This is a genomic window from Chloroflexota bacterium (genome assembly GCA_016235055.1).
Lineage (GTDB): Bacteria > Chloroflexota > Anaerolineae > JACRMK01 > JACRMK01 > JACRMK01.
In genome coordinates, this window is the sequence record JACRMK010000009.1 from 22,525 (window position 1) to 42,250 (window position 19,726).

A 19,726-nucleotide genomic window follows, 5' to 3' on the forward strand; every position below is an offset into this window, starting at 1 on the left:
GTCGTGAGCCCTCTCCCTGCATGAATGCCCGTCCCGGCACATTTCCCTGACTTGCGATTTGACGAATGACGCTATAATCAATGCACCATACCGGGAGGTGGCAAAACATGCTACGTGTCGGTGCAACATTTCCCCAGAATGAGATCGGCAGCGATCCGGTCGTAATTCGCGACTATGCGCAGGCTGTCGAAGGCATGGGCTACGAGTTCCTGCTGGCCTATGACCATGTGCTGGGCGCCAACGCTGACCGCCCGGGCGGCTGGACTGGCGTCTACAACCACCAGAACCAGTTCCATGAGCCGTTCGTCCTTTATGGATACCTCGCCGCGCTGACGAAGCGAATCGAATTGGTCACCGGCGTCATCATCCTGCCACAGCGGCAGACGGCGCTGGTTGCCAAGCAGGCCGCGGAGGTCGATGTCTTGAGCGGCGGCCGCATGCGGCTTGGCATCGGCATCGGCTGGAACGCCGTCGAATACGAGGCGCTCGGCGAGGACTTCCACAACCGGGGCCGCCGCATCGAAGAGCAAGTCGATGTCCTGCGTCGCCTGTGGACGAGCGAACTGGTCACATATGCCGGGCGCTGGCACTCGATCCCCGACGCCGGCTTGAACCCGTTGCCGGTTCGCCGTCCGATTCCGATCTGGATGGGCGGCGGCGGGCGCGCCGAGCCGGGCGCCGATGCCGTGGTCGCGCGCGTGGCACGAATCGCCGACGGTTGGATCATCTTCGGGACCGCCGAGGCGATGCGCCCGCGCATCGAGCGCCTGCACGCGGAAATGGACGGCGCGGGACGCGCCCGCGCCAAAGTCGGCATCATGGGCGGCACCGCCCTGCGCGGACGCGACGTTGCCGCATGGGCGACCGCTGTGCGAGCCTGGGAACCCGCCGGCGCGGGCGAAGTGACGATCAACACGATGGGCGCCGGCTTCGCGACGGTCGACGAGCACCTGCGCGCACTTCGCGATCTCAAGTCGGCACTCGGATAATCTGCGCACTAACCGAGCGCCCGATAGCCATGAACCCGCAAGCTGGCATCTCACTGGAGCACATACTCGCCCTGCTGGCGCGGCTCGATCTGCGCATCCGGCGCGAGGTGGTCGAGTTTCGTCTGCGCCAGCCGCAGCAGGACGACGAGTTCCGCGGCCTCTATATTAGTAACGACGAGGTTGACGGCCTGCTGGCGGAGGTCGGCCCGGTCGCCGGGCCGCTGGTCGGGCCGCAGTTGCAGTCGGACTTCGCCGCTGCGCTCGACGCCGCCTTGCGCACGTCCGGCGAGCGCGTCGCGCAACTCGAATCGCAGGCGCTCGCCGGCGGCGAGACGCTGCGACTGGAGAGCATGTGCCGTACATTCGGGCTTTCCGAGTTGGAGCGCGAGGTGCTGGTGCTGTGCCTCGCGGCTGAAATCAGCCTCAAGTACGAGCGGCTGTACGCGTACTTGCAGGACGATGTGACCAAGAAGCGACCCACTGTTGATTTGGTGATGCGCCTGCTCTGCCGGTCGGTGGGTGAGCGCGTCGCCGCTCGCCGCTGCTTCGAGCCCGACGCCCCACTGATCCGCTGGGAACTGGTCACGCTGCACGAGGACCCCAATGCGCGGCGCCCCGTCCTGATCGGGCGGTACCTCAAACTGGACGAACGGGTCGCGCGCTATCTGTTTGGTTACGATGAACCGGACGCTCGCCTCACCCCGATCCTGAGCATCAAGTCGCTTGCTGGCGGCGCACTGAGCACATCAACTCAATCGCTGCTGCGCGGCTGGACTGCGCACTGGCGCGAAGCATGGCGCGCCGAACCGCCCATCCTGATGCTGCACGGGCGTTACGGCACCGGACGCCGCGAAGCGGCTACCATGCTGGCGGCCGAGCTCGGCCGCCCGTTGATCTCCGTCAGCGCAATCGACTTGGTGGCCAAGAACCTGCACCGCGAATCGACATTCCGGCTCGCCGAGCGCGAAGCGCTGCTCGTAGACGGCATCCTGTGCTGGGAAGACGTGGATGCGTTCCTTCATTTGAATGAAACACAGGACAACGAAGGCGATCACCGCGCCTTCGTGCAGAGCCTGTCGCAGTGCAGCGTGCCGGTCGTCCTGCTGGCGCACAAGGCGTGGGAGCCGGCGCACGAACTCGGCCACCGCCCATATCTGCGCCTGGAGTTGCCAGATCCGACCTACGCCGAGCGGCGCGGGGTCTGGGCGAACGCACTCGGTGACGACGCTCCCATCATCGGCGACACGGCGCTGACGGCGCTTACCGGCCGCTTCCGCCTGACGACCGGGCAGATTCACGACGCCGTCGCCCGCGCGCGCACGCTCGCCTGGGTGCGCGACCCGCTGGGGCGCATCACTGCCGCAGATATCGACAACGCCTGCCGCAACCAGGCCCAGCACCGGCTCTCCAGCCTGGCCCGCAAGCTGAACGTTCGGTACACCTGGGATGACATCGTCCTGCCGCGCCAGCAACTGGCCACGCTGAAGATGATCTGCATGACGATCCGCCAACGGCCGATCGTGTACGGCGACTGGGGCTTCGATCGCAAACTGGCGATGGGCAAGGGGCTGATCTCGCTATTCGCCGGACCGTCCGGCACCGGCAAGACGATGGCGGCCGAGATCATCGCAAACGATCTCGGGCTCGATGTGTTCAAGATCGACCTATCGGCCGTCGTGAGCAAGTATATCGGCGAGACCGAGAAAAACCTGGAGAAGATCTTTAGCGAAGCGCAGGACAGCGACGCCATCCTGTTCTTTGACGAGGCCGACGCGCTCTTCGGCAAACGGTCGGAGGTCAAGGACGCGCACGACCGCTACGCCAACATTGAGACCGCCTATCTGCTGCAGCGCACAGAAGAGTACAATGGGCTCGTGATTCTGGCGAGCAATATCAAGAAGAACATGGACGAGGCGTTCGTGCGCCGCATTCACTTCATGGTGGACTTCCCGTTCCCCGAGGAGACCGAGCGGTTCGAGATCTGGCGGCGCACTTTCCCCGCGCAGGCGCCGCGCGACGGCGATATCGACTTCGACTTCCTGGCGCGCAAGTTCAAGATCACCGGCGGCAATATCCGCAACATCGTGCTGGCCTCCGCGTTCCTGGCTGCAGACGAGGGCGCGCCGATCGCCATGCGCCACCTGGTGCGCGGCGCCAGCTACGAATTCCAGAAGATGGGCAAGTTGGTCGTTCCCAACGATTTCGAGCAGTACTTCGACTACGTCAAAGGCTAAGAGCTAACCACCCACACGAGGCCATACTGTGACCGATACGCAGGGTACGCCGGAACCATTCCCCGCCATGGAGCGGGGACTGCGCTTCGCCCATGTGATGATGTCCGTGATGCAGGACCAGGGCAACGAGGCGATCGCCTACGTGCAGGCGCTGACCGACTTGCTGGTTGAGAAAGGCGTGCTGCAGGCGGACGAGATCGAGGCCCCGCTCGAACGCGCGCGCGAGGAAGTCGGCAAGGTCGTCGTGCCGCGCGTGCGCCTGGCCGATCTGGGCGACAAGTACGAGTCGGGCGAGAATATCATCATCGACTGCGCCAGCCTGATACCGCTCTGTCAGGCGCGCTGCTGCACCTTCCGATTCTTCCTGACGAAGCAGGACCTGGACGAAGGCATCGCGCGCTGGGACTACGGCAACCCGTACTGGATCCGGCAGAATGACGACGGCTACTGCAGCCACAGCCACACGCCGACGCGCGGCTGCACGATCCACGCGAACCGCCCGCACGTCTGCCGCAATTACGACTGCCGCAAGGACAAGCGCGTCTGGCTCGACTTCGAGAAGCGCATTCCGGCGCCAATGCCGGAACTGTCCGGCAACGCGCCCGTTGCCATGGCCGAGGTGGCGCTTCAGAATTCACGCAAGAACGGGAACGAACCGGCCGCCAGCGATGTCGGATTTGCGCCGCGAGACGCAAGCTAGGCGTTTGTCACATCTGACATTTGTCGCTAAACTGTCTGTGACCGATCGATCACCTTGCAGGGGGAGCAGCGTGTTCGATGACCAGTGAACCTGGCTTGCGCCGCCTCAGGCGCAAGCGAAAATCAAACAGTTCCGAGCGCGACTCATTGGCCGTGCGCCGCAGCGAAGCCGCTGCTGCGGAACCCGGCGAGTCCGTTGTGTCTGAGCCCGCACTGCCGCTAGACAGTGTCGCGTTTGCGCGCGCCGATTCTGCTACGCGCGCCCGTTCCGTGTCGGATTTACAGCAAGCGCACGGCAATGCGTTCGTTCAGCGCCAAATCGTGCAGCGCCAGCCCGATGCCGAACAAACCGCACGCCGCGCCTTCATCGCGCGCGGTTTGATGCCCAATGCAAACGGGCTGGATACCCGCGCGACCACCACGCAGGGCGGCGGATTCAATGCACGGTTTGACCCGTCGAGCGGGGAACTACTGATCCGGCTGAGAGTCGGCATCAACTTCCTGGATGGCATCAATATTACCGATGCCGCGACCGGCGCCATCGCGCCCGCCACGGCCGACTTTGCCGGTGCGGCCCGAACAATTCGTACCCTGCATCCCGACGCGCCCTCGCGGGTGGCCGACGTCACGGCCAACTGGCAGTGGAACGCGGGCGCCAAGACTCAGTGGGCGCGCGATTACGCGACGGCGGCGCAAACGGCGTGGGGCGGCAAGCACTACTTCCACTCCAGACGCTGGCCCGATCTGAGCGCCAGCGTGCGCGTTGAGATGGACGTGCATGACGGCCATCGCGCAACTGATCACTGCAAGGCGACGGTCTACAAGTCGACCAGCGGCTTTTCCGATATGGGCGCTTCAGTGGATTACTCTGGCGCGTCTGGAACGGGCTACCGGGCGCGCTTTGCCAGTTCGGCCCTGGGTGCTCCGCTCGATTTCCTGAACTACCGCCTCGAATACCCATCCGGGGGCGTCTCCGTCGCACAGGCAACCGGCGCAACCTCGCTCGGCGCCGGCGATCCCGGCCCAACCTATCTTAACAAGTTCATCGCCGATTTTCAGCGCGGCCGCGTCGGGGAAGGCGCGCCCGTGCACCTCATTGGCCATGCCAGCGCCGGCGGCAACCCGGCGGCAAACCAGCGCATCTCCGACCGGCGTGCACAGAACGTCGCCGCCTATCTGCGGTCGAGCGGGCAGCGGATTGCCGGCAGCCGGATCGACGCATCGGGCGTCGGCGCCGAGGGCGCGACGGCCGCCGACGAGTGGCGGCGGGTGGACATTCAGGTCGGCAGCGGGCAGGCGCAGGTCACCATGATCCACGAGACCGGGCACATGTTCGGCCTCGGAGACGAGTACGCCTCGCCGGCGGGCGGTTTTGCGCCCGGCGCGGGAACGCCCGGCACTATCGGGCAGCCGGCCCAACATGGCGCGCTGGCCAGCGCGATGGGCGGCGGCGTGCAGGGCGCAGTTTACGAGAACAACGATAACATCATGTCGGTGGGAAACGTGGTTCGCCCGCAACACTACGCGACATTCCTGGAGGCGCTCAACGCGGTCGCCACACCCGAAGCGTTCGAGTACGGCGGCCCCGGCCGCCGGCCGCTTAGCCCGGTGGACCTCGTGCGTCCGCCTGGTCCTCCGGGTACGGCAGTGGCGTGATGAGCGACGACGTGTTGGTCAGCTACACAACATATCCGGTCCGAGGACGGTCATCGGCGCTTCGGATCTACGCTGATGGGCGCGTCGAAGATCGAATCGGCGAGCAGGCGTGGAAAGCTGTCACGCGGCTCGGCCCGCGCCAGATCGCAGACGTGCGCAAGCACCTGCATGCGTCGGGCATCTTTGAGCGCGCGGCGAGCGCCGCAACGCCAGCGGCAACAGCCCACGGCGGCGTCTGCACCTGGCTGGCGCATGACAACGGGCGACGGGCTGAGGTGACGGTCGAGCCGTGGAACGACGACAATCCCGCGGCCACTCCATTAAGGTTGCTCGCTTTGCAAATGGATGCAGTGATTGGCGCGGCGCAGGACGGTCGCATCGAGTAGCAGGCCGATGACGCGAACGCTTGTCCGTTCGCGTGCGGCCAATTCGGGAGGCCATCATGTCCAACGAATATGATCGAGTGCAGCACGAGCGCGAAGGCGCGCGACAGACCAAACCGGCCGAGTTCCAGGAAGCGCCCGGCGAGACCGAAGCGGAGGCGATGAGCCGCGCCTTCGTTCAGAACGCGGGCACGCAGCCGGCACAGATTGCCTCGGCGCTGTCGAGCGCCGACGGTTCGATGCGCGCCCAGGCGCTGAGCCGTCTGCAGCAGGAACGAGGCAATGCATACGTGCAGCGCGTGGTCTCCGAGTCCAAGGGCGCGCCCGGCCGCATGGTCGGCCTGTCGCAGCCGGACATGGTCGATGAAGTCCTACAGCGCAAAGGCTCCGGCCAGGCGTTGCCCGACACAGCGCGCGCCCCCATGGAGTCGCAATTCGACGCGGATCTGTCGGACGTGCGGGTGCACACCGATGGCGAGGCCAAGACGCTCAACCGCGAACTCGATGCGCAGGCCTTCACGGTCGGCAAGGACATCTTCTTCTCCGAAGGCAAATACAACCCGACGAGCAGCGACGGCATGGGCCTGCTGGCCCATGAGATGACGCACGTGGGGCAGCAGGTCGGCTTCGGCGGCGCGGTGCAGCGCGAGGCGGCTGCGGAGGAGGACGAAGACACGCTCCAGCGCCAGGCCGTGCAGCGAGCGCCCGAAGAAGATGAGATGCCGCCGCGGGCGGCCGCGGAGAACAAGAAACCAGACGAAGAAGCCGCCGCAGCCACATGATCAACGACCTGGACGAAACGCTGAAGGCGCTGCTGCTCAAGAAGGCCGCCCTCGACCCGTCCGAAGTGGATATCAGCTTCGATATCCCGACGCGCGAGTGGTCGACGCCTGTCACGCGCCCGACCGTCAACCTGTACCTGTTCGACATCCGCGAAAACCGGCAGTTGCGCGAGATGGACTGGGATGTCGAGTCGGGCACCAACGGGCAGGTCACGCGCAAGCGCATTCCGGTGCGTATTGACGTCTCGTACATGATCACCTGCTGGACCAGCGCGGCCGAGGACCAGCATCGCCTGCTCTGGCGCGTGCTGGAAACGCTCTTCCGCCACTCGCCGCTGCCGGACGACGTGCTGGTGGGCGACATGCGCCGATTGCAGCGCCCGGCCCGCACCGAGGTGGCGCAACCCGACGGCATCCTCAAGAACGTATCGGACTTCTGGGGCGCGCTGGAAAACCAGTTGCGCCCGGCCATCAACCTGGTCGTCACGCTCGAGCTCGACCTGAACCAGGTGACGGTGTCGCCGATGGTCTTCGCGCAGGGCATCAAACTCGGCATGCCGGTCATTCGCCGCGACAATACCGGTCGCGAATATTACATGTCGGAGTTGCGCCCCGGCTGGGAACTGCTGCCGCTGCGGCTGGCCGGCATTGTGCGCGATCCGAAGGGACAGCCTGTGGCCGGAGTCTCCGTGCGCATCGTCGGACAGACGCCGCGCGGCCCGGAGCAGTTCGGGCCCACCGTGGAGACCGACGCCAGCGGTCGCTATCTGTTCGGTACGGTGCCGGCCGGCGAATACACGCTCATCGTCGAAGCCGCCGGCCAGGCGCCGAAGAACTACCCCTTTGCTGTGAAGATTGGGGAGCGGGGACAGATCATGCCCGCCTTCATCCATGAAGTGGAGGTGGCCATGGCCCCATCATGACCCCGCCACCCTGACCGTGCCGTGACCCAGTACGTAAATCAGACCAACCGGAATCCTAAGAAGGAGGATCCATGCCGTTCAACTACAAATCGCCTGGCGTATACGTCGAAGAAGTCGACAAAGGCGCGCGCCCCATCGAGTCGGCCGGCACATCGGTGCTGGCGCTTGTGGGATTCGTCGCCGATTCGATCAAGGTCGAAAAGCCGGGCCAGGGTACAGTCGTGCAGCCGACGCCGACTGCACCCACGCTGATTACCAACTGGACCGAATTCACAAACACATACGGTGATTTCGACCAGGCCGTGCCCGGCGGTTATCTGCATCATTCCGTGTTCGGCTATTTCCTGAATGGCGGCACGGGCATGTTCGTGGTCGGCCTGCCGGTCAAGGGCGCGGGCGGCGCGGTGCCGCAGTTAACGTCCGGCGAGGCGTACCTGTTGAACGCCGCAGGCCAGCGCCTGCTGCGCGTCGCCACCAGTGGGCCGATGAAGGAAGGTGACAAGATCAGTGTCGAAGCGCAGGCGGCAGCGTCGGATGCGCCAGATGGCTCGTTCAACCTCGTCATCACGCGAAGCGGCGCGGCGCCTCAGACGATTGGCAACCTGACGACCGGCAAACCCGCTAAGGGTCAGCGCGCCGTCGCCGACGCCGTAGCCAAGGACACCGACAACGCGCTGAACGTGGAAATCGTCGAAGGCGCGAGCGGCGTGCCGGCCATCGGCTCGAAAGCAGCGCTGGCTCCGGCTGCGGCATCGGCCAAGCCGGTCATGGCCGACGCGCTCAAGGCGCAGGGCGCCAACAAGGTGTTCGTTGGCAATGCGGCGCAGCGCACCGGTATCGCCGGTCTCGAGGCAATCGACGAAGTGACGCTGGTCGCCTGCCCGGACATCATCGCCGCCTTCGAAGCGGGCGCCGCGTCCGAGGACGACGTCAAGGCCGTGCAAACCGCCATCCTGAATCACTGCGAGGCGATGAAGGACCGCTTCGCGATTCTGGACATGCCGTCGAAGCTGAACGTGCAGGAAGCGATTGACTGGCGCAAGAACCGGATGAATTTCGATTCGAAGTACGGCGCGCTGTATTATCCGTGGATCAAGGTCGCCGGCGCGACGATCCCGTCGAGCGGTTTCGTCGCCGGCGTGTATGCGCGCGTGGACGGCGAGCGCGGCGTGCACAAGGCGCCCGCCAACGAAGTGGTGCGCGGCGCGATCGGCCTCGCGAACAACATTTCGCGCAACGAGCAGGACTTCCTGAACCCGATCGGCGTGAACTGCACTCGGGCATTCCCCGGCCGCGGCATCCGCATCTGGGGCGCGCGCACGCTGTCGAGCGACGCGCAGTGGCGCTATATCAACGTCCGCCGCCTGTTCGCGAACGTCGAGGAATCGATCCTGCAGGGCACGCAGTGGATCGTCTTCGAGCCGAACGATCAGGTGCTGTGGCGGCAGATTCGCCGCGACGTGTCGGCGTTCTTGAACGTCGTCTGGCGCAGCGGCGCGCTGTTCGGCGCGACCGCCGAAGAAGCGTTCTACGTCAAGTGCGATCTGGAAACCAACCCAAAGGAGCTCCGCGACCTCGGCTATTGTATCGTTGAGGTCGGCATGGCGCCGGTCAAGCCGGCCGAATTTGTCGTCTTCCGCGTCAGCCAGAAATCCGACGGCGCGGGCTCGGCCAGCGAATAGTCGCCGCGCAAGCGATTCGGCGCGACCGACCTAACAGCGAACATCACAGGAGGATTTTCCAATGGCAGGACGCAAAGACCCCTTAATCGCACCACGGTTTGTGGTGAAGTTCGGCGACAAGATGGCGGGCTCGTTCCGCGAGTGCACCGTCGTCTCGGCCGAGCACGAAGTGGCGGAGTACAAGTTCGCCGACGACAAGGGCAACCCCGGTTACTATGCGGTGCCCGGGCGCATGAAGTTCGGCCGCATCACGCTGAAACGCGGCCTGACGAACGACATGAGCATGTGGAAATGGCGCAAGATGGTCGAGGACGGCAAGGTGAACGAAGCGCGCACCAACGGCTCGATCCTGATGTGCGACCAGGACGGTTCGCCGATCGCCGAGTTCAACTTCGAGCAGGCCTGGCCGCTGAAGGTCAGCGGCCCGGCGCCGAACGCGAACTCGAACGAGGTCTCGATGGAAGAGGTCGAGATCATCTGCGAGCGCGTCTACCGCGCCACGTAGGTTCTTGGTTAACCGTTGCGGGGAAGGCGGTCAAGCCGGCCGCCTTCCCCATCCAATGATGCCGGAGCGCACGATGCCACCAGTCAGCCCGCTGCAGCAGGAATTCGAATTCAGCTTGCCGAAAGGTTACGTGGACGATAACGGCAAGGTCCATAAGTCCGGCTTGATGCGCCTCTCCACCGCAATGGACGAGATTGCGCCGCTGCGCGACATGCGCGTGCGGAACAACCAGGCGTACCTCACCGTGGCGATCCTGGCGCGCGTGATCACCCGCCTCGGCGACCTGTCCGAAATCAATACGACGATCATCGAGAAGCTGTTCACCGGCGACTTGGCGTACCTGCAGGATTTCTATCGCCGGATCAACAGCGACGGCGAGAGCGCCATGAACGTGACGTGCCCGAACTGCGCGCACACGTTCCAGGTGGAGACCAACCCGGCGGGGGGATCGTAGGCTACCCCCTCGATAGCCTGTTCGAGGAGGTAGCCTTTGTCGCATATCATTTCCACTGGGACCTCGATGCGATTCTCGCGCTGACACACGGCGACCGCCAGCGCTTCATCGACGAGATATCCACGATCAACAGGCAGATGAACGAAACGCCGTCGCAGTCCAAGGGCATACCGCTTCAGGACCTGGTGTTTGGCACCGACTACAATGCTTGATCTTTCCGTGGTGATCGCACAGATGACGCAGGGGCAGCCGGCCGCGCCGATGACGCCGCTCGGCACCGGTGCGGCCGCCGCAGGGGAAGCCGCCGCCCCGGCGCAAGCGCCGGCCGGTGGTGCGCCTGCCTCCACTCCGACCGGCGGCGCCGCGGCCGCGCCGGTCGATGCGCGCGCCGTCGCCGACCGCGTGTATGAACTCATGCGCCGCGATCTGCTGGTACACCAAGAGCGAACCGGAGGACGTTAGCGATGCCATATTCGCGCGGTCCCGATCCATCACCATCATTCCGCTTTCACGTTGAAGTGCAGGGCCTGCAGGTGGCCCGCTTCTCAGAATGCTCCGGGCTTGAATTCGAGCAGGAGACGTTCGACTACAAAGAAGGCGGCTTGAACTCCCGCGTGCACCGGCTGCCCGGCCGCTTCAAGTTCACCAACGTCACGCTGAAGAAGGGCATCGCCACCGACGGCGAGCCGCTCTGGGAGTGGGTGCAGCAAACCGTCCACGGCCCGGTGGATCCGAAAACCGTGACCGTCACACTGTACGACCTGTCCGGCGAGAGCCCGTTGCGCGCGTGGACGTTCATCGACGCGTACCCGGTCAAATGGAGCGCGTCGGCGCTCAACGCCGAGCAGAACGCGATCGCTATCGAGACGCTGGTGCTCGCGCACCAGGGCATGGACTTCGCCCAGTAGAGTCAACGGGCCAATCGATTCGCAGACCATGGCAACCCGCACCATACTGACGCCCGGTTGGGCATCGCGCACGCCAATCACGGTCGCGCAGACCGCGCGCGCACCGATGGCGCTCGCGGCGCTGCGCCCGCTGGCGATCAGCCGCCTCGCGGCCATCGACCACATGGCGATCGGGCATTGGCGCTACACGACGTCGCTGGCGCGGCCGTGGTATCAGACGGCGCGCATCGACCCGTGGTTCGGGCTGTCCACCCACTACGCCTTCCGGTCGCGCCGCCGGCGCGATGCAGAGGCCGAACACGCCGTTTCGCGCCGGCCGGTCGTTCAGCGTTCAGCCAGCATACAGACCGAGTCCACAGAGACCGTGTGGCCCGATTGGGCTGATGAACCGCTGGCGCAAAGCGACGCGCCTGAGCTCTTCGAATCGCTTGGCGATGAACCGCAAGCGGCGATTGCGTCGACGGCCGGCGACTTCGTGCCGGTCAGCCTGCCGGCGGCATGGACGGTTGCCCAGAGTGGCGCGCAGGCGCGCACGGCATCGGGGCGGACGGTCGTGGCGCGTGCGCGGCTCAGCCGCGCCGTCGGCGATTCACCTGGCGAGCTTGGCACGCCCAATACGGCGCGGCCGATCGAGGCGACGGCAACGCCAAGCGAGGAACCTCGCACGGCTGAACAACCGACCGCAGCGTCGTCAGCCGCAGCCTCCGCCCCGATGATGACCGCAGACGAACGACCTGTCGCGCGACGTACACCGGGCAGTGAGCCGCCCGCGCTGGCAGCGCCAGCGCCTGGTGTAGCCGCACCAGCACAGGTACGGCCAACGCCGCCGCCCTGGCCTTTTAGCGTGGTCACGCCGGCGATAACATACGCGGCTGGCGGGTTCACTGCAACTGTCGATGCTGCGCCGCGGTCGTTTGCAATCGCTGCGCCGCTCGTCGTGCGCCGCGTGGCGCGACCGGCGGCCGCGCAAACAACGGCCCGTCAGGCGAGTCCAACATTGCCTCCCATAGGAGAAGAGCATCCGGCTCCTTCGGCGCAGACCATTCTCGAACCGATAACAATCGCGCGGCCCGTCGAGAGCATGATCGCCAAAGTGCCGCCAACGGAGCTTATGCTGGCTGCCGAGTCGAACGCCGCAGTGCGCGGCACGGAACCCCCAAGTCAGCCGGTGATTGAACAGGCGGCAGCCGCCATGCCTGCCCACACCGTGCACCGATCCGTTCGGCGCACCACAGCGTCCGCGGTGCAGTCAGGCAGCCTGATGGCAAACACAACGGACGCGCCCGCACGCCCGGTCAACGCCGTATCCGCACAATTGGCGCGGGACTGGCCGGTGCTCGCTGCAGTTCAACGGATGCTGTCGCCGTTGACCGAAGCGGCGCTCCCGGTCGAATCGGCGGCCGAGCGTGTGGTACGTGGCTTGCCCGCCGCACGGCGGCAGGCGGCGCTGGCGGGCGTGTCGGACCTGCCCAGCATGGGCGGCGGCACGCCGATACCCATCGAGGTGCGGCGGCCGATGGAGATACTGGCTGGCCGTGAACTTTCGGGGGTACGGCTGTACACGTCGGCAGTTGCTGCCGAGCTGGGTGCCGAAGCGTTTACCACCGGCGAGCGGGTGGTCTTCGCGCCGGGCCGGCTCGATCTGCGCAGCACGCGCGGGCTCGCGCTGGTCGCGCACGAACTGGCACACGTCGGGCAGGCGCTCGCTTTCCGCGAAGAAGGACAGCCGACGGCGACGGACGCAGGCGAACAGACGGCGCGCCAGCAGGAAGAACAGGTCACGCGTATCATTGAGCAGGGTTGGCCGCAGGCCCCGCGCATGGAAGTGCTCGATGCCGCCCGCGCACTGGGTCGGCTTGCACAAAGCGGTGGCGGTCCAGCCGGAGGCCAGCCGCCGGCTGGCACAGGCGGCGCTCCCGCGGCGCAGGCAGGCGGTGGTAGCGCGGCGGCTGCACAGGGACCGGCGGCCGGCGGGCAAGCTTCGGCGGCCGGCGGTGGTGCGGCGCCTGCGGGTGGTGGCGGCGGATCGGACGGCGCAAGCGGCAGCGGTGGGGGTAGTAGTGGCAGCGCTCCGGGCGGAGCAGCGCCTGCCACCAACGTTGACAAGATCGCTCAGGATGTATATGAGCTGTTGAAAACGCGTTTGCGTGGCGAGTTGACGCGGCATTCGATCTATTAGAGCGCGAGCGGCGGCGGAACAATCCGGCACGGGAGCCAAGGCGTCATGCGAGTTGACGCTCGCCGCTGCAGCAATCAGTGATTCCACTTGATGCTGTTGCAAATGGAAGCGTCATGCTGAGAAGCCCATGCAGCGCGCGGCATGCCATGCGGCATGAGGTTTGTTGTAGAGGCCGGGCTTGCCCCGACCCAGCACCGGGCGCCGCAAGGGTCGCCCCTATGAGCAATACCGCGAACGTCGTGAGCAGCGCGGAGGCAAGGTCGTTATCAGCCAGATCGCTACGCGCGCGAAGCACCCAGGCTGGAGCAGTTGAAGTGCTATGCGCGGCAAGTCACCAACAGGCCCCTACTGCAGCCTTCGAGCTTCATCCTGTGCCCGCCACAAAGCCGGCGGACGTCGCGCCATAGGCGGGACGCGCACAGGCCATGCAAGACAGGCAAGGGGCGCTCGCCAGGCCGTACAGTATACGTGCTGTCACGTGAAAACCAGGCTGCACGAGAACCGATGAGGCATTCGGCATGACCAATCCCAATTCACCCGGTGATGGCGGCACGCCGCCCGCCACTCCTTCCGGGAGCGATGCGCCGCAGCCGGCGCCCGATGGCGGCGCTCCGGCGGCTGCGCCAGGTAGCAGCCCACCGTCCGGTGGTAGCCCCGATGGCGGCGCCAGTCCAGACGGTGGCGCACCACCCGGTGGCAGTGGGCCGCCTTCTGCCGGTCCCGATGGCGAGCCGCCCGCCGATGCGCCGGAGGAAGAGTCACCAGGCGCGCCGCCCGGTGAAGGCGGCCCGGTACAGCGCGGGCGCATCGTGGCGCAAGAGGGTTCGCTCAAGGACTCGTCGGTTGAGTTCATGTTCAACCCGAGCGAATACACACTCTCCAAGGCCAACAAATGGGAGATGAAGGGCAACAAAAGCGCGAACGTCCCCAAGTGGGAGTTTGGCGGCGGCGACCCGCGCGCGCTTCAGATGGAACTGTTCTTCGACGCCACGATGCCAAGCGATGACGTGCAGATCGAAGACGTGCGCCGGCGCACCAACCAATTGTTCAAGTTCATGATGATCGACCCGCAGCTCAAGGGACAGAGCAAGAACAGCAAGATGGGCCAGCCGCCCAAGTGCCGCCTGTTCTGGGGCAAGGATACGAAGAACTACTTTGACTGCTACATCACCAGTTGCCAGATCAAGTACACGTTCTTCGATCCGAGCGGCCTGCCGGTGCGCGCCAGCGCGACGCTACAGATGAAAGAGGTGCAAGACCCTGAGAACCTCGAGGGCACGAACCCAACCTCGATCGGTGAACCGGGACGCCGTGTGCGCGTGGTGCAGGAGGGCGACCGGCTCGACTGGATCGCCTACCAGGAATACGGTGACGCCAGCCAGTGGCGGCGGATCGCCGAGGCCAACGGCATTCACGATCCGCTGGAACTGCGGCCCGGCATGATGCTGGCCATCCCGCAATGAGCATGACAGACCATGCCTGAAGAACGACAGAACGTCTCGCCGATCTCGATCAAGGTTGAAGGATCGCCCATCAGCGAGGACATGATCGGCGATCTGCAGGAGGTGAAGGTGGATCACAGCCTGCACCTGCCGAGCATGTTCACGCTGCACCTGGGCAACCACGACATGAAGTGGCTGGAGGACGCCACGCTGCGCGAGGGCAAGAAAGTTGAGATCTCGTACGGCGAGAACCCGGCGAAGAAGCTGCTGCTCGGCAAGATCGCCGCACTCGAGCCGGATCTGAACGAAGCGTCGCCGACGCTCGTCGTGCGCGGGTATGATCTCTCGCACGCGCTGTATCGCGGGCGCAAGCGGCGCGCGTTCACCAACATGAAAGATTCCGACATCGTGAAGCAGTTGGCGCGCGAGGCGGCGCTGAACCCCAGCGACGTCGACGAGACGTCGGAAATCCATCCGTATGTCTACCAGAACAACCAGACTAACGCCGACTTCCTGTGGGAGCGCGCCGCGCGCGTCGGTTACGAGATGTGGGTTGACGACGACAAGCTGCATTTTCACGCCACACGCACATCGGGCACTCCCGTGCGCGTTGAATGGGGCTCCAGCCTGCGCTCGTTCCGCCCGCGCCTGAGCACCAGCGAGCAGGTCAACGAGGTCGAGGTGCGCGGCTGGAACCCGAAGACCAAGGAGCAGGTTGTCGGGCGCGCCACGCGCGGTCAGGGTGCGCCGCAGATCGGCATCAGCCAGCCGGGCGCGGAAGTCGCCCAGCAAGCGTGGGGCGAGGCAAAGTACGCCGTCGTCGACGAGTTTGTGCGCTCGGCATCCGAAGCCGAGAAAATGGCGCAGGCGCTGCTTGATGAGATGGCGGCCTCCTTTGTGGAGGCCGACGGCGCAGTCGATGGCAACGCCGATATCAAGGCCGGCAAACAGGTCGAAGTGGCTGGCGTGGGTCAGCGCTTCAACGGCACATACTACGTCACCCAGGCAACGCACCACTGGACGAAGGACCAGGGCCTCAAGACGCATTTCGCAATCAGCGGCAAGCGTGATCGCGGGTTCGCCAGCCTGATTCAAGACGTCGTGCCGCCCGCATCCAACGCGGCGATGAATCTGGCGATCGGCATCGTCACCGACAACAAAGACCCGGAGGAGATGGGCCGCGTGCGCGTGAAGCTGCCATTCCTGTCCGAAAGCGACGTCAGTGCCTGGGCGCGCGTGGCCACACCGATGGCCGGCGACGGCCGCGGGTTCATGTACCTGCCCGAGGTGGACGACGAGGTGCTGATCGGCTTCGAGCACGGCGACATACACCGGCCGTTCGTGATCGGCGGGCTCTGGAACGGCAAGGACAAGTTGCCGATGAACGCCAGCGAGGCGGTCGGCGGCGACGGCAAGGTCAACAAGCGCGTGCTGAAGTCGCGCAGCGGGCACACGATCACGCTGGACGACACGGAGGGCAGCGAGGCGATCAGCATCGTTGACAAGACCGGCAATAACAAGATCGTCATGAAGTCGTCGGACAACTCAATGGAAATCAAGGTGGATGGCGACCTGAAGATCGAGTCCAAGGGCAAGATTACATTCAAGGCGATGCAGGGCATGGACATGAACAGCCAGACCGACTTCAAGATTGCCGGCACCAGCGGCGTTGACATGAGCTCGCAGGCGCAGTTGAAACTGAGCGGCAGCGCCGGCGCCGAAATCAGCAGCCCGGCCCAGACGAAGATTAGCGGGTCGATGGTGGACATTAGCGGCTCGGCAACCGTTCAAGTCACCGGCGGCTTGATCAAGCTGAACTAGATCGACCGGGAGCATTCGTGACCAACAAGCGTGATTTCATCGGCGCCGGCTGGGCTTTCCCGCCGCGGCCGGACGGTCGCGGCGGCATCGCCACCGCCTCCGATGACGAAAAGATCAAGCAGGCGATTTGGATCATTCTCGGCACGCCGATCGGCCAGCGCGTCATGCGCCCGACATTCGGCAGCCGCCTGCACGAACTGGTCTTCGCCCCGCTCAACGCCGAGACGATGGGCATGGCCGAGATGTTCGTCATCGACGCGCTCAAGTTCTGGGAGCCGCGCATCGAGGTGACCGACGTCGTCGCGCGCACCGACCGGCGGAAGCCGGCCATGCTGCTGATTGACGTGCAGTACAGCATCAAAGCCACACACGACCAGCGCAGCCTGGTCTATCCGTTCTATCGCATTCCGGGTGAATAACGGTTACGGAGTCAACATGGCCTTGCCCGTCCCAAACCTAGACGATCGGAAGTTCCAGGATTTCGTCGATGAAGCCAAGCGGCGTATCCCGCGCTACGCGCCGCAGTGGACCGATCACAACGTCAGCGATCCGGGCGTCACGCTGATCGAGTTGTTCGCCTGGATGACGGAGCAGATGATCTTCCGGCTCAACCAGGTGCCGGACAAGAACTTCGTCACCTTTCTGGAACTGCTCGGCGTCGGACTGCAGCCGGCGCAGCCGGCGCGCGGCGATGTCACGTTCATGCTTTCCGCCGCCCCCCGGCCGGACCGCCGCGCTATCATCCCGGCCTGGACTGAGACCGCCACGGAACGCACGGAAACACTGGAGGCCGTCGTCTTCACAACCGATACGGATGCCGAGGTGCTGCCCCCGCAAGTGCGCTGGCTGCTGACGAGCGCCGACGGCGACGAGTTCCAGGATCAGGCCGCCACGGCGCGCGGCGAAACGGCGCTCGATGTGTGGGCCAACCCGCCGCGTGCGTCCAACGCGATGTACCTCGGCTTCGACGCCGATCTGAGCCGTCATGTGCTTGTCCTGCAATTCCAGTGCGACCGGGTGGGCATCGGCATCGATCCCGAGCGCCCGCCGTGGAAGTGGGAAGTCTGGCGCGGCAACGAGTTCAAGTGGGAAACGGTCGAGGTCGCCTCGGACACGACGCTGGGACTCAACCAGAACGGCGAAGTGCGACTGCATCTGCCCTATGCCTGCCAGCCGGCCCGGCCGGACCGCATGCGCGAAGCGCGCACGTGGATTCGCTGCGCACCGCTCGACCAGTTGCCGCCCGGCCGCGCGCCCTATGCGCGCGCGCCGCGTATCCGCCGCGCGTCGGCGTACACGATCGGCATCACGGTGCCGGTCACGCACGCGCAACCGGTGGGTCCCGAAGTGCTCGGCTACAGCGCCGGGCAGCCGGCGCAGCGCTTCCGCCTGCAGAATCGCAACATCCTCAAGCCGCAGGGCAGCGATGAGATTGTGGAAGTCGCCGTGACCGCCAACAACTGGGAGCCGTGGACGATGGTGCCGCACTTCGGCGATTCCGGACCGGAAGACCGGCACTATATGCTCGATTCCATAACGGGCGAGGTCAGCTTCGGTCCCGCCGTACGCCAGCGCAACGGCGCGGAGCCGCAGTTCGGCGCGATCCCGCCGCAGGCCAGCCAGATTCGTATTCGACGCTACCGCATCGGCGGCGGCGTGCGCGGCAATGTGGCTGCCGGTCGCGTCAAGGTGCTGAAAACCACGCTCCCCTACGTCGCGTCGGTCACCAACCGTGCCGACATTACCGGCGGCCTTGAAGCACAGAGCCTCGATGACGCCAAGCTGCGCGCCCCGTCGCTGCTGCGCACCCGCTTCCGCGCGGTCACATCCGAGGACTATGAGTACCTTGCCCGCGAGGTCGAAGGCGTCGGCCGCGTGCGCTGCCTGCAGCCGCGCCCCGACGATCCCTCGGCGCCGCCGCCCAACACGGTGCAGATCCTCGTCATCCCGGCGCTGCCGGCGCTGACCGATAGCGAACTGGAGCGACAGATCGAGTTGCATGAGGCGCTGGCGCAGGAGAACCGGCGGGCCGGCATCGAGGGCGTCCTGCAGGCACAATTACGGCTGACACCGTCCACCGAGTTCCGCCTGCGCGAGTACCTGGACGAGCGGCGTATGTTGACAACGCGCATCCAGATCGGCGAGCCGCAGTACGTCTGGGTCACGGTGCAGACCCGCATCCGCGTCGCGCCCAAAGCCGAGCCGGAACGCGTGCGCCGCGACGTGAAGGCGGCGCTCTACCGATTCCTGAACCCGATGTATGGCGGCGGCGGTGGCGGCTGGCCCTTCGGCAAACCACTGACGATTGATAAGGTGTATGCGCTGATCCAGGAAGTGCCGGGCGTGGACTACGCCACGGGCCTCGATCTGTACCCGATCAACCTGACCGATCCGAAGGGCCAGCGACTTGGCAAATCAGAACAGGTCATCAACGTTCCGCCCAACGGCGTGATAGTTTCGTACTATCACAACGTCTACTCGGCCTAACTCGCATGGCAAGGTTACGCTCATGAGTCAGCCAGTGCAGCGATCGGCGCGCAATCCGCTTGTGCCGCTCTGGGGCAAGCCCAGCCGCTTGATGACGTACTTGCCGTCCTTGTACGCCGACGATCCGTTCCTCGGCAGCTTCCTGAATATCTTTGACGATACGTGGCAGCCGCTGTCGCAGCAGATCGCGGTGCTGTGGGCGTACTTCGACCCGCGCCTCACGCCACCCGACATGCTGCCGTGGCTCAGCACCTGGGTGGACCTGGCGCTCGATGAGAACTGGCCCGTCGAGCGGCGCCGGCAGTTGATTCTGCGCGCAGCCGATCTGTATCGCCGGCGTGGCACCCGGAGCGCGCTGCGCGATTATCTCGCCATCTACATGGATGCCGAACCTGAGATCAGCGAGGACGCCGTAGACGGCAACCCGTATCACTTCACGGTCGTGTTCCGTCTGCCCGATCCGTCGACGATCGACCCGGACCGCGTGCGGCGCATTATCGAAGAAGAAAAGCCCGCTCACACAACGTACACGCTGCGCATCGAAAAGGCGTAAGTCAAGCTCATGCGAACCGCCAGGTGGTG

At 65.3% G+C, this 19,726-nt stretch carries 19 protein-coding genes; all 19 read left to right on the plus strand.

The annotated features are described in order from the left end of the window. Positions 1-80 precede the first annotated feature (80 nt). A complete protein-coding gene (locus tag HZB53_02445) occupies positions 81-989 on the plus strand; it encodes an LLM class F420-dependent oxidoreductase (protein MBI5876482.1) in 909 nt (302 codons plus the stop codon). Between the two features lie 29 nt (positions 990-1,018). Beyond that, positions 1,019-3,223 (plus strand): ATP-binding protein, encoded by a 2,205-nt coding sequence (locus tag HZB53_02450; protein ID MBI5876483.1) that lies wholly within the window; start codon positions 1,019-1,021, stop codon positions 3,221-3,223. Positions 3,224-3,251: 28 nt separating this feature from the next. After that, complete coding sequence (locus HZB53_02455; GenBank protein ID MBI5876484.1) at positions 3,252-3,923, plus strand: YkgJ family cysteine cluster protein; 672 nt, start codon at positions 3,252-3,254, stop codon at positions 3,921-3,923. A gap of 197 nt (positions 3,924-4,120) precedes the next feature. Continuing rightward, positions 4,121-5,578 (plus strand): OmpA family protein, encoded by a 1,458-nt coding sequence (locus tag HZB53_02460; protein MBI5876485.1) that lies wholly within the window; start codon positions 4,121-4,123, stop codon positions 5,576-5,578. After that, entirely contained in the window at positions 5,578-5,964 is a 387-nt protein-coding gene (locus tag HZB53_02465; protein ID MBI5876486.1) for a hypothetical protein, read from the plus strand. Before HZB53_02460 ends, HZB53_02465 begins: the two co-directional genes overlap by 1 nt. Positions 5,965-6,020: 56 nt before the next feature. Beyond that, positions 6,021-6,743, plus strand: a complete 723-nt coding sequence (locus HZB53_02470) for a DUF4157 domain-containing protein (protein ID MBI5876487.1) — start codon at positions 6,021-6,023, stop codon at positions 6,741-6,743. Further along, the gene (locus HZB53_02475) at positions 6,740-7,666 is read left to right on the plus strand and encodes a DUF4255 domain-containing protein (protein MBI5876488.1); all 927 of its coding nucleotides are present in this window, start codon (positions 6,740-6,742) and stop codon (positions 7,664-7,666) included. The genes HZB53_02470 and HZB53_02475 overlap by 4 nt, the downstream gene beginning before the upstream one ends. A gap of 71 nt (positions 7,667-7,737) precedes the next feature. Continuing rightward, positions 7,738-9,348 (plus strand): phage tail sheath family protein, encoded by a 1,611-nt coding sequence (locus HZB53_02480; GenBank protein ID MBI5876489.1) that lies wholly within the window; start codon positions 7,738-7,740, stop codon positions 9,346-9,348. Positions 9,349-9,409: 61 nt separating this feature from the next. Beyond that, positions 9,410-9,853, plus strand: a complete 444-nt coding sequence (locus HZB53_02485; protein MBI5876490.1) for a phage tail protein — start codon at positions 9,410-9,412, stop codon at positions 9,851-9,853. Between the two features lie 91 nt (positions 9,854-9,944). After that, on the plus strand, positions 9,945-10,307 hold the full coding sequence (locus HZB53_02490) for a phage tail assembly protein (protein ID MBI5876491.1): 363 nt from the start codon (positions 9,945-9,947) through the stop codon (positions 10,305-10,307). Further along, the gene (locus HZB53_02495) at positions 10,301-10,519 is read left to right on the plus strand and encodes a hypothetical protein (protein ID MBI5876492.1); all 219 of its coding nucleotides are present in this window, start codon (positions 10,301-10,303) and stop codon (positions 10,517-10,519) included. The genes HZB53_02490 and HZB53_02495 overlap by 7 nt, the downstream gene beginning before the upstream one ends. Beyond that, on the plus strand, positions 10,512-10,769 hold the full coding sequence (locus tag HZB53_02500; GenBank protein ID MBI5876493.1) for a hypothetical protein: 258 nt from the start codon (positions 10,512-10,514) through the stop codon (positions 10,767-10,769). The genes HZB53_02495 and HZB53_02500 overlap by 8 nt, the downstream gene beginning before the upstream one ends. 2 nt (positions 10,770-10,771) lie before the next feature. Continuing rightward, a complete protein-coding gene (locus tag HZB53_02505) occupies positions 10,772-11,215 on the plus strand; it encodes a phage tail protein (GenBank protein ID MBI5876494.1) in 444 nt (147 codons plus the stop codon). Positions 11,216-11,243: 28 nt separating this feature from the next. Then, a complete protein-coding gene (locus tag HZB53_02510) occupies positions 11,244-13,394 on the plus strand; it encodes a DUF4157 domain-containing protein (protein ID MBI5876495.1) in 2,151 nt (716 codons plus the stop codon). A gap of 518 nt (positions 13,395-13,912) precedes the next feature. Beyond that, positions 13,913-14,857, plus strand: a complete 945-nt coding sequence (locus HZB53_02515) for a LysM peptidoglycan-binding domain-containing protein (GenBank protein ID MBI5876496.1) — start codon at positions 13,913-13,915, stop codon at positions 14,855-14,857. A 12-nt stretch (positions 14,858-14,869) separates the two neighbouring features. Next, on the plus strand, positions 14,870-16,657 hold the full coding sequence (locus tag HZB53_02520) for a VgrG-related protein (GenBank protein ID MBI5876497.1): 1,788 nt from the start codon (positions 14,870-14,872) through the stop codon (positions 16,655-16,657). Positions 16,658-16,674: 17 nt separating this feature from the next. Further along, positions 16,675-17,076 (plus strand): GPW/gp25 family protein, encoded by a 402-nt coding sequence (locus HZB53_02525; protein ID MBI5876498.1) that lies wholly within the window; start codon positions 16,675-16,677, stop codon positions 17,074-17,076. A gap of 16 nt (positions 17,077-17,092) precedes the next feature. Next, positions 17,093-19,144 (plus strand): putative baseplate assembly protein, encoded by a 2,052-nt coding sequence (locus tag HZB53_02530; GenBank protein ID MBI5876499.1) that lies wholly within the window; start codon positions 17,093-17,095, stop codon positions 19,142-19,144. 22 nt (positions 19,145-19,166) lie between these two features. After that, positions 19,167-19,697, plus strand: coding sequence for a DUF2313 domain-containing protein (locus HZB53_02535; GenBank protein ID MBI5876500.1), 531 nt, complete (start codon positions 19,167-19,169; stop codon positions 19,695-19,697). Positions 19,698-19,726: the final 29 nt, after the last annotated feature.

Excerpts from the sequence above, each read along its gene's own strand:
- HZB53_02530 (MBI5876499.1), top strand. The coding sequence starts at position 17,093 with ATGGCCTTGCCCGTCCCAAACCTAGACGATCGGAAGTTCCAGGATTTC.
- HZB53_02470 (MBI5876487.1), top strand. The coding sequence starts at position 6,021 with ATGTCCAACGAATATGATCGAGTGCAGCACGAGCGCGAAGGCGCGCGA.
- HZB53_02485 (MBI5876490.1), top strand. The coding sequence starts at position 9,410 with ATGGCAGGACGCAAAGACCCCTTAATCGCACCACGGTTTGTGGTGAAG.
- HZB53_02445 (MBI5876482.1), top strand. The coding sequence starts at position 81 with ATGCACCATACCGGGAGGTGGCAAAACATGCTACGTGTCGGTGCAACA.
- HZB53_02535 (MBI5876500.1), top strand. The coding sequence starts at position 19,167 with ATGAGTCAGCCAGTGCAGCGATCGGCGCGCAATCCGCTTGTGCCGCTC.
- HZB53_02520 (MBI5876497.1), top strand. The coding sequence starts at position 14,870 with ATGCCTGAAGAACGACAGAACGTCTCGCCGATCTCGATCAAGGTTGAA.
- HZB53_02475 (MBI5876488.1), top strand. The coding sequence starts at position 6,740 with ATGATCAACGACCTGGACGAAACGCTGAAGGCGCTGCTGCTCAAGAAG.
- HZB53_02515 (MBI5876496.1), top strand. The coding sequence starts at position 13,913 with ATGACCAATCCCAATTCACCCGGTGATGGCGGCACGCCGCCCGCCACT.
- HZB53_02500 (MBI5876493.1), top strand. The coding sequence starts at position 10,512 with ATGCTTGATCTTTCCGTGGTGATCGCACAGATGACGCAGGGGCAGCCG.
- HZB53_02505 (MBI5876494.1), top strand. The coding sequence starts at position 10,772 with ATGCCATATTCGCGCGGTCCCGATCCATCACCATCATTCCGCTTTCAC.
- HZB53_02510 (MBI5876495.1), top strand. The coding sequence starts at position 11,244 with ATGGCAACCCGCACCATACTGACGCCCGGTTGGGCATCGCGCACGCCA.
- HZB53_02465 (MBI5876486.1), top strand. The coding sequence starts at position 5,578 with ATGAGCGACGACGTGTTGGTCAGCTACACAACATATCCGGTCCGAGGA.
- HZB53_02450 (MBI5876483.1), top strand. The coding sequence starts at position 1,019 with ATGAACCCGCAAGCTGGCATCTCACTGGAGCACATACTCGCCCTGCTG.
- HZB53_02480 (MBI5876489.1), top strand. The coding sequence starts at position 7,738 with ATGCCGTTCAACTACAAATCGCCTGGCGTATACGTCGAAGAAGTCGAC.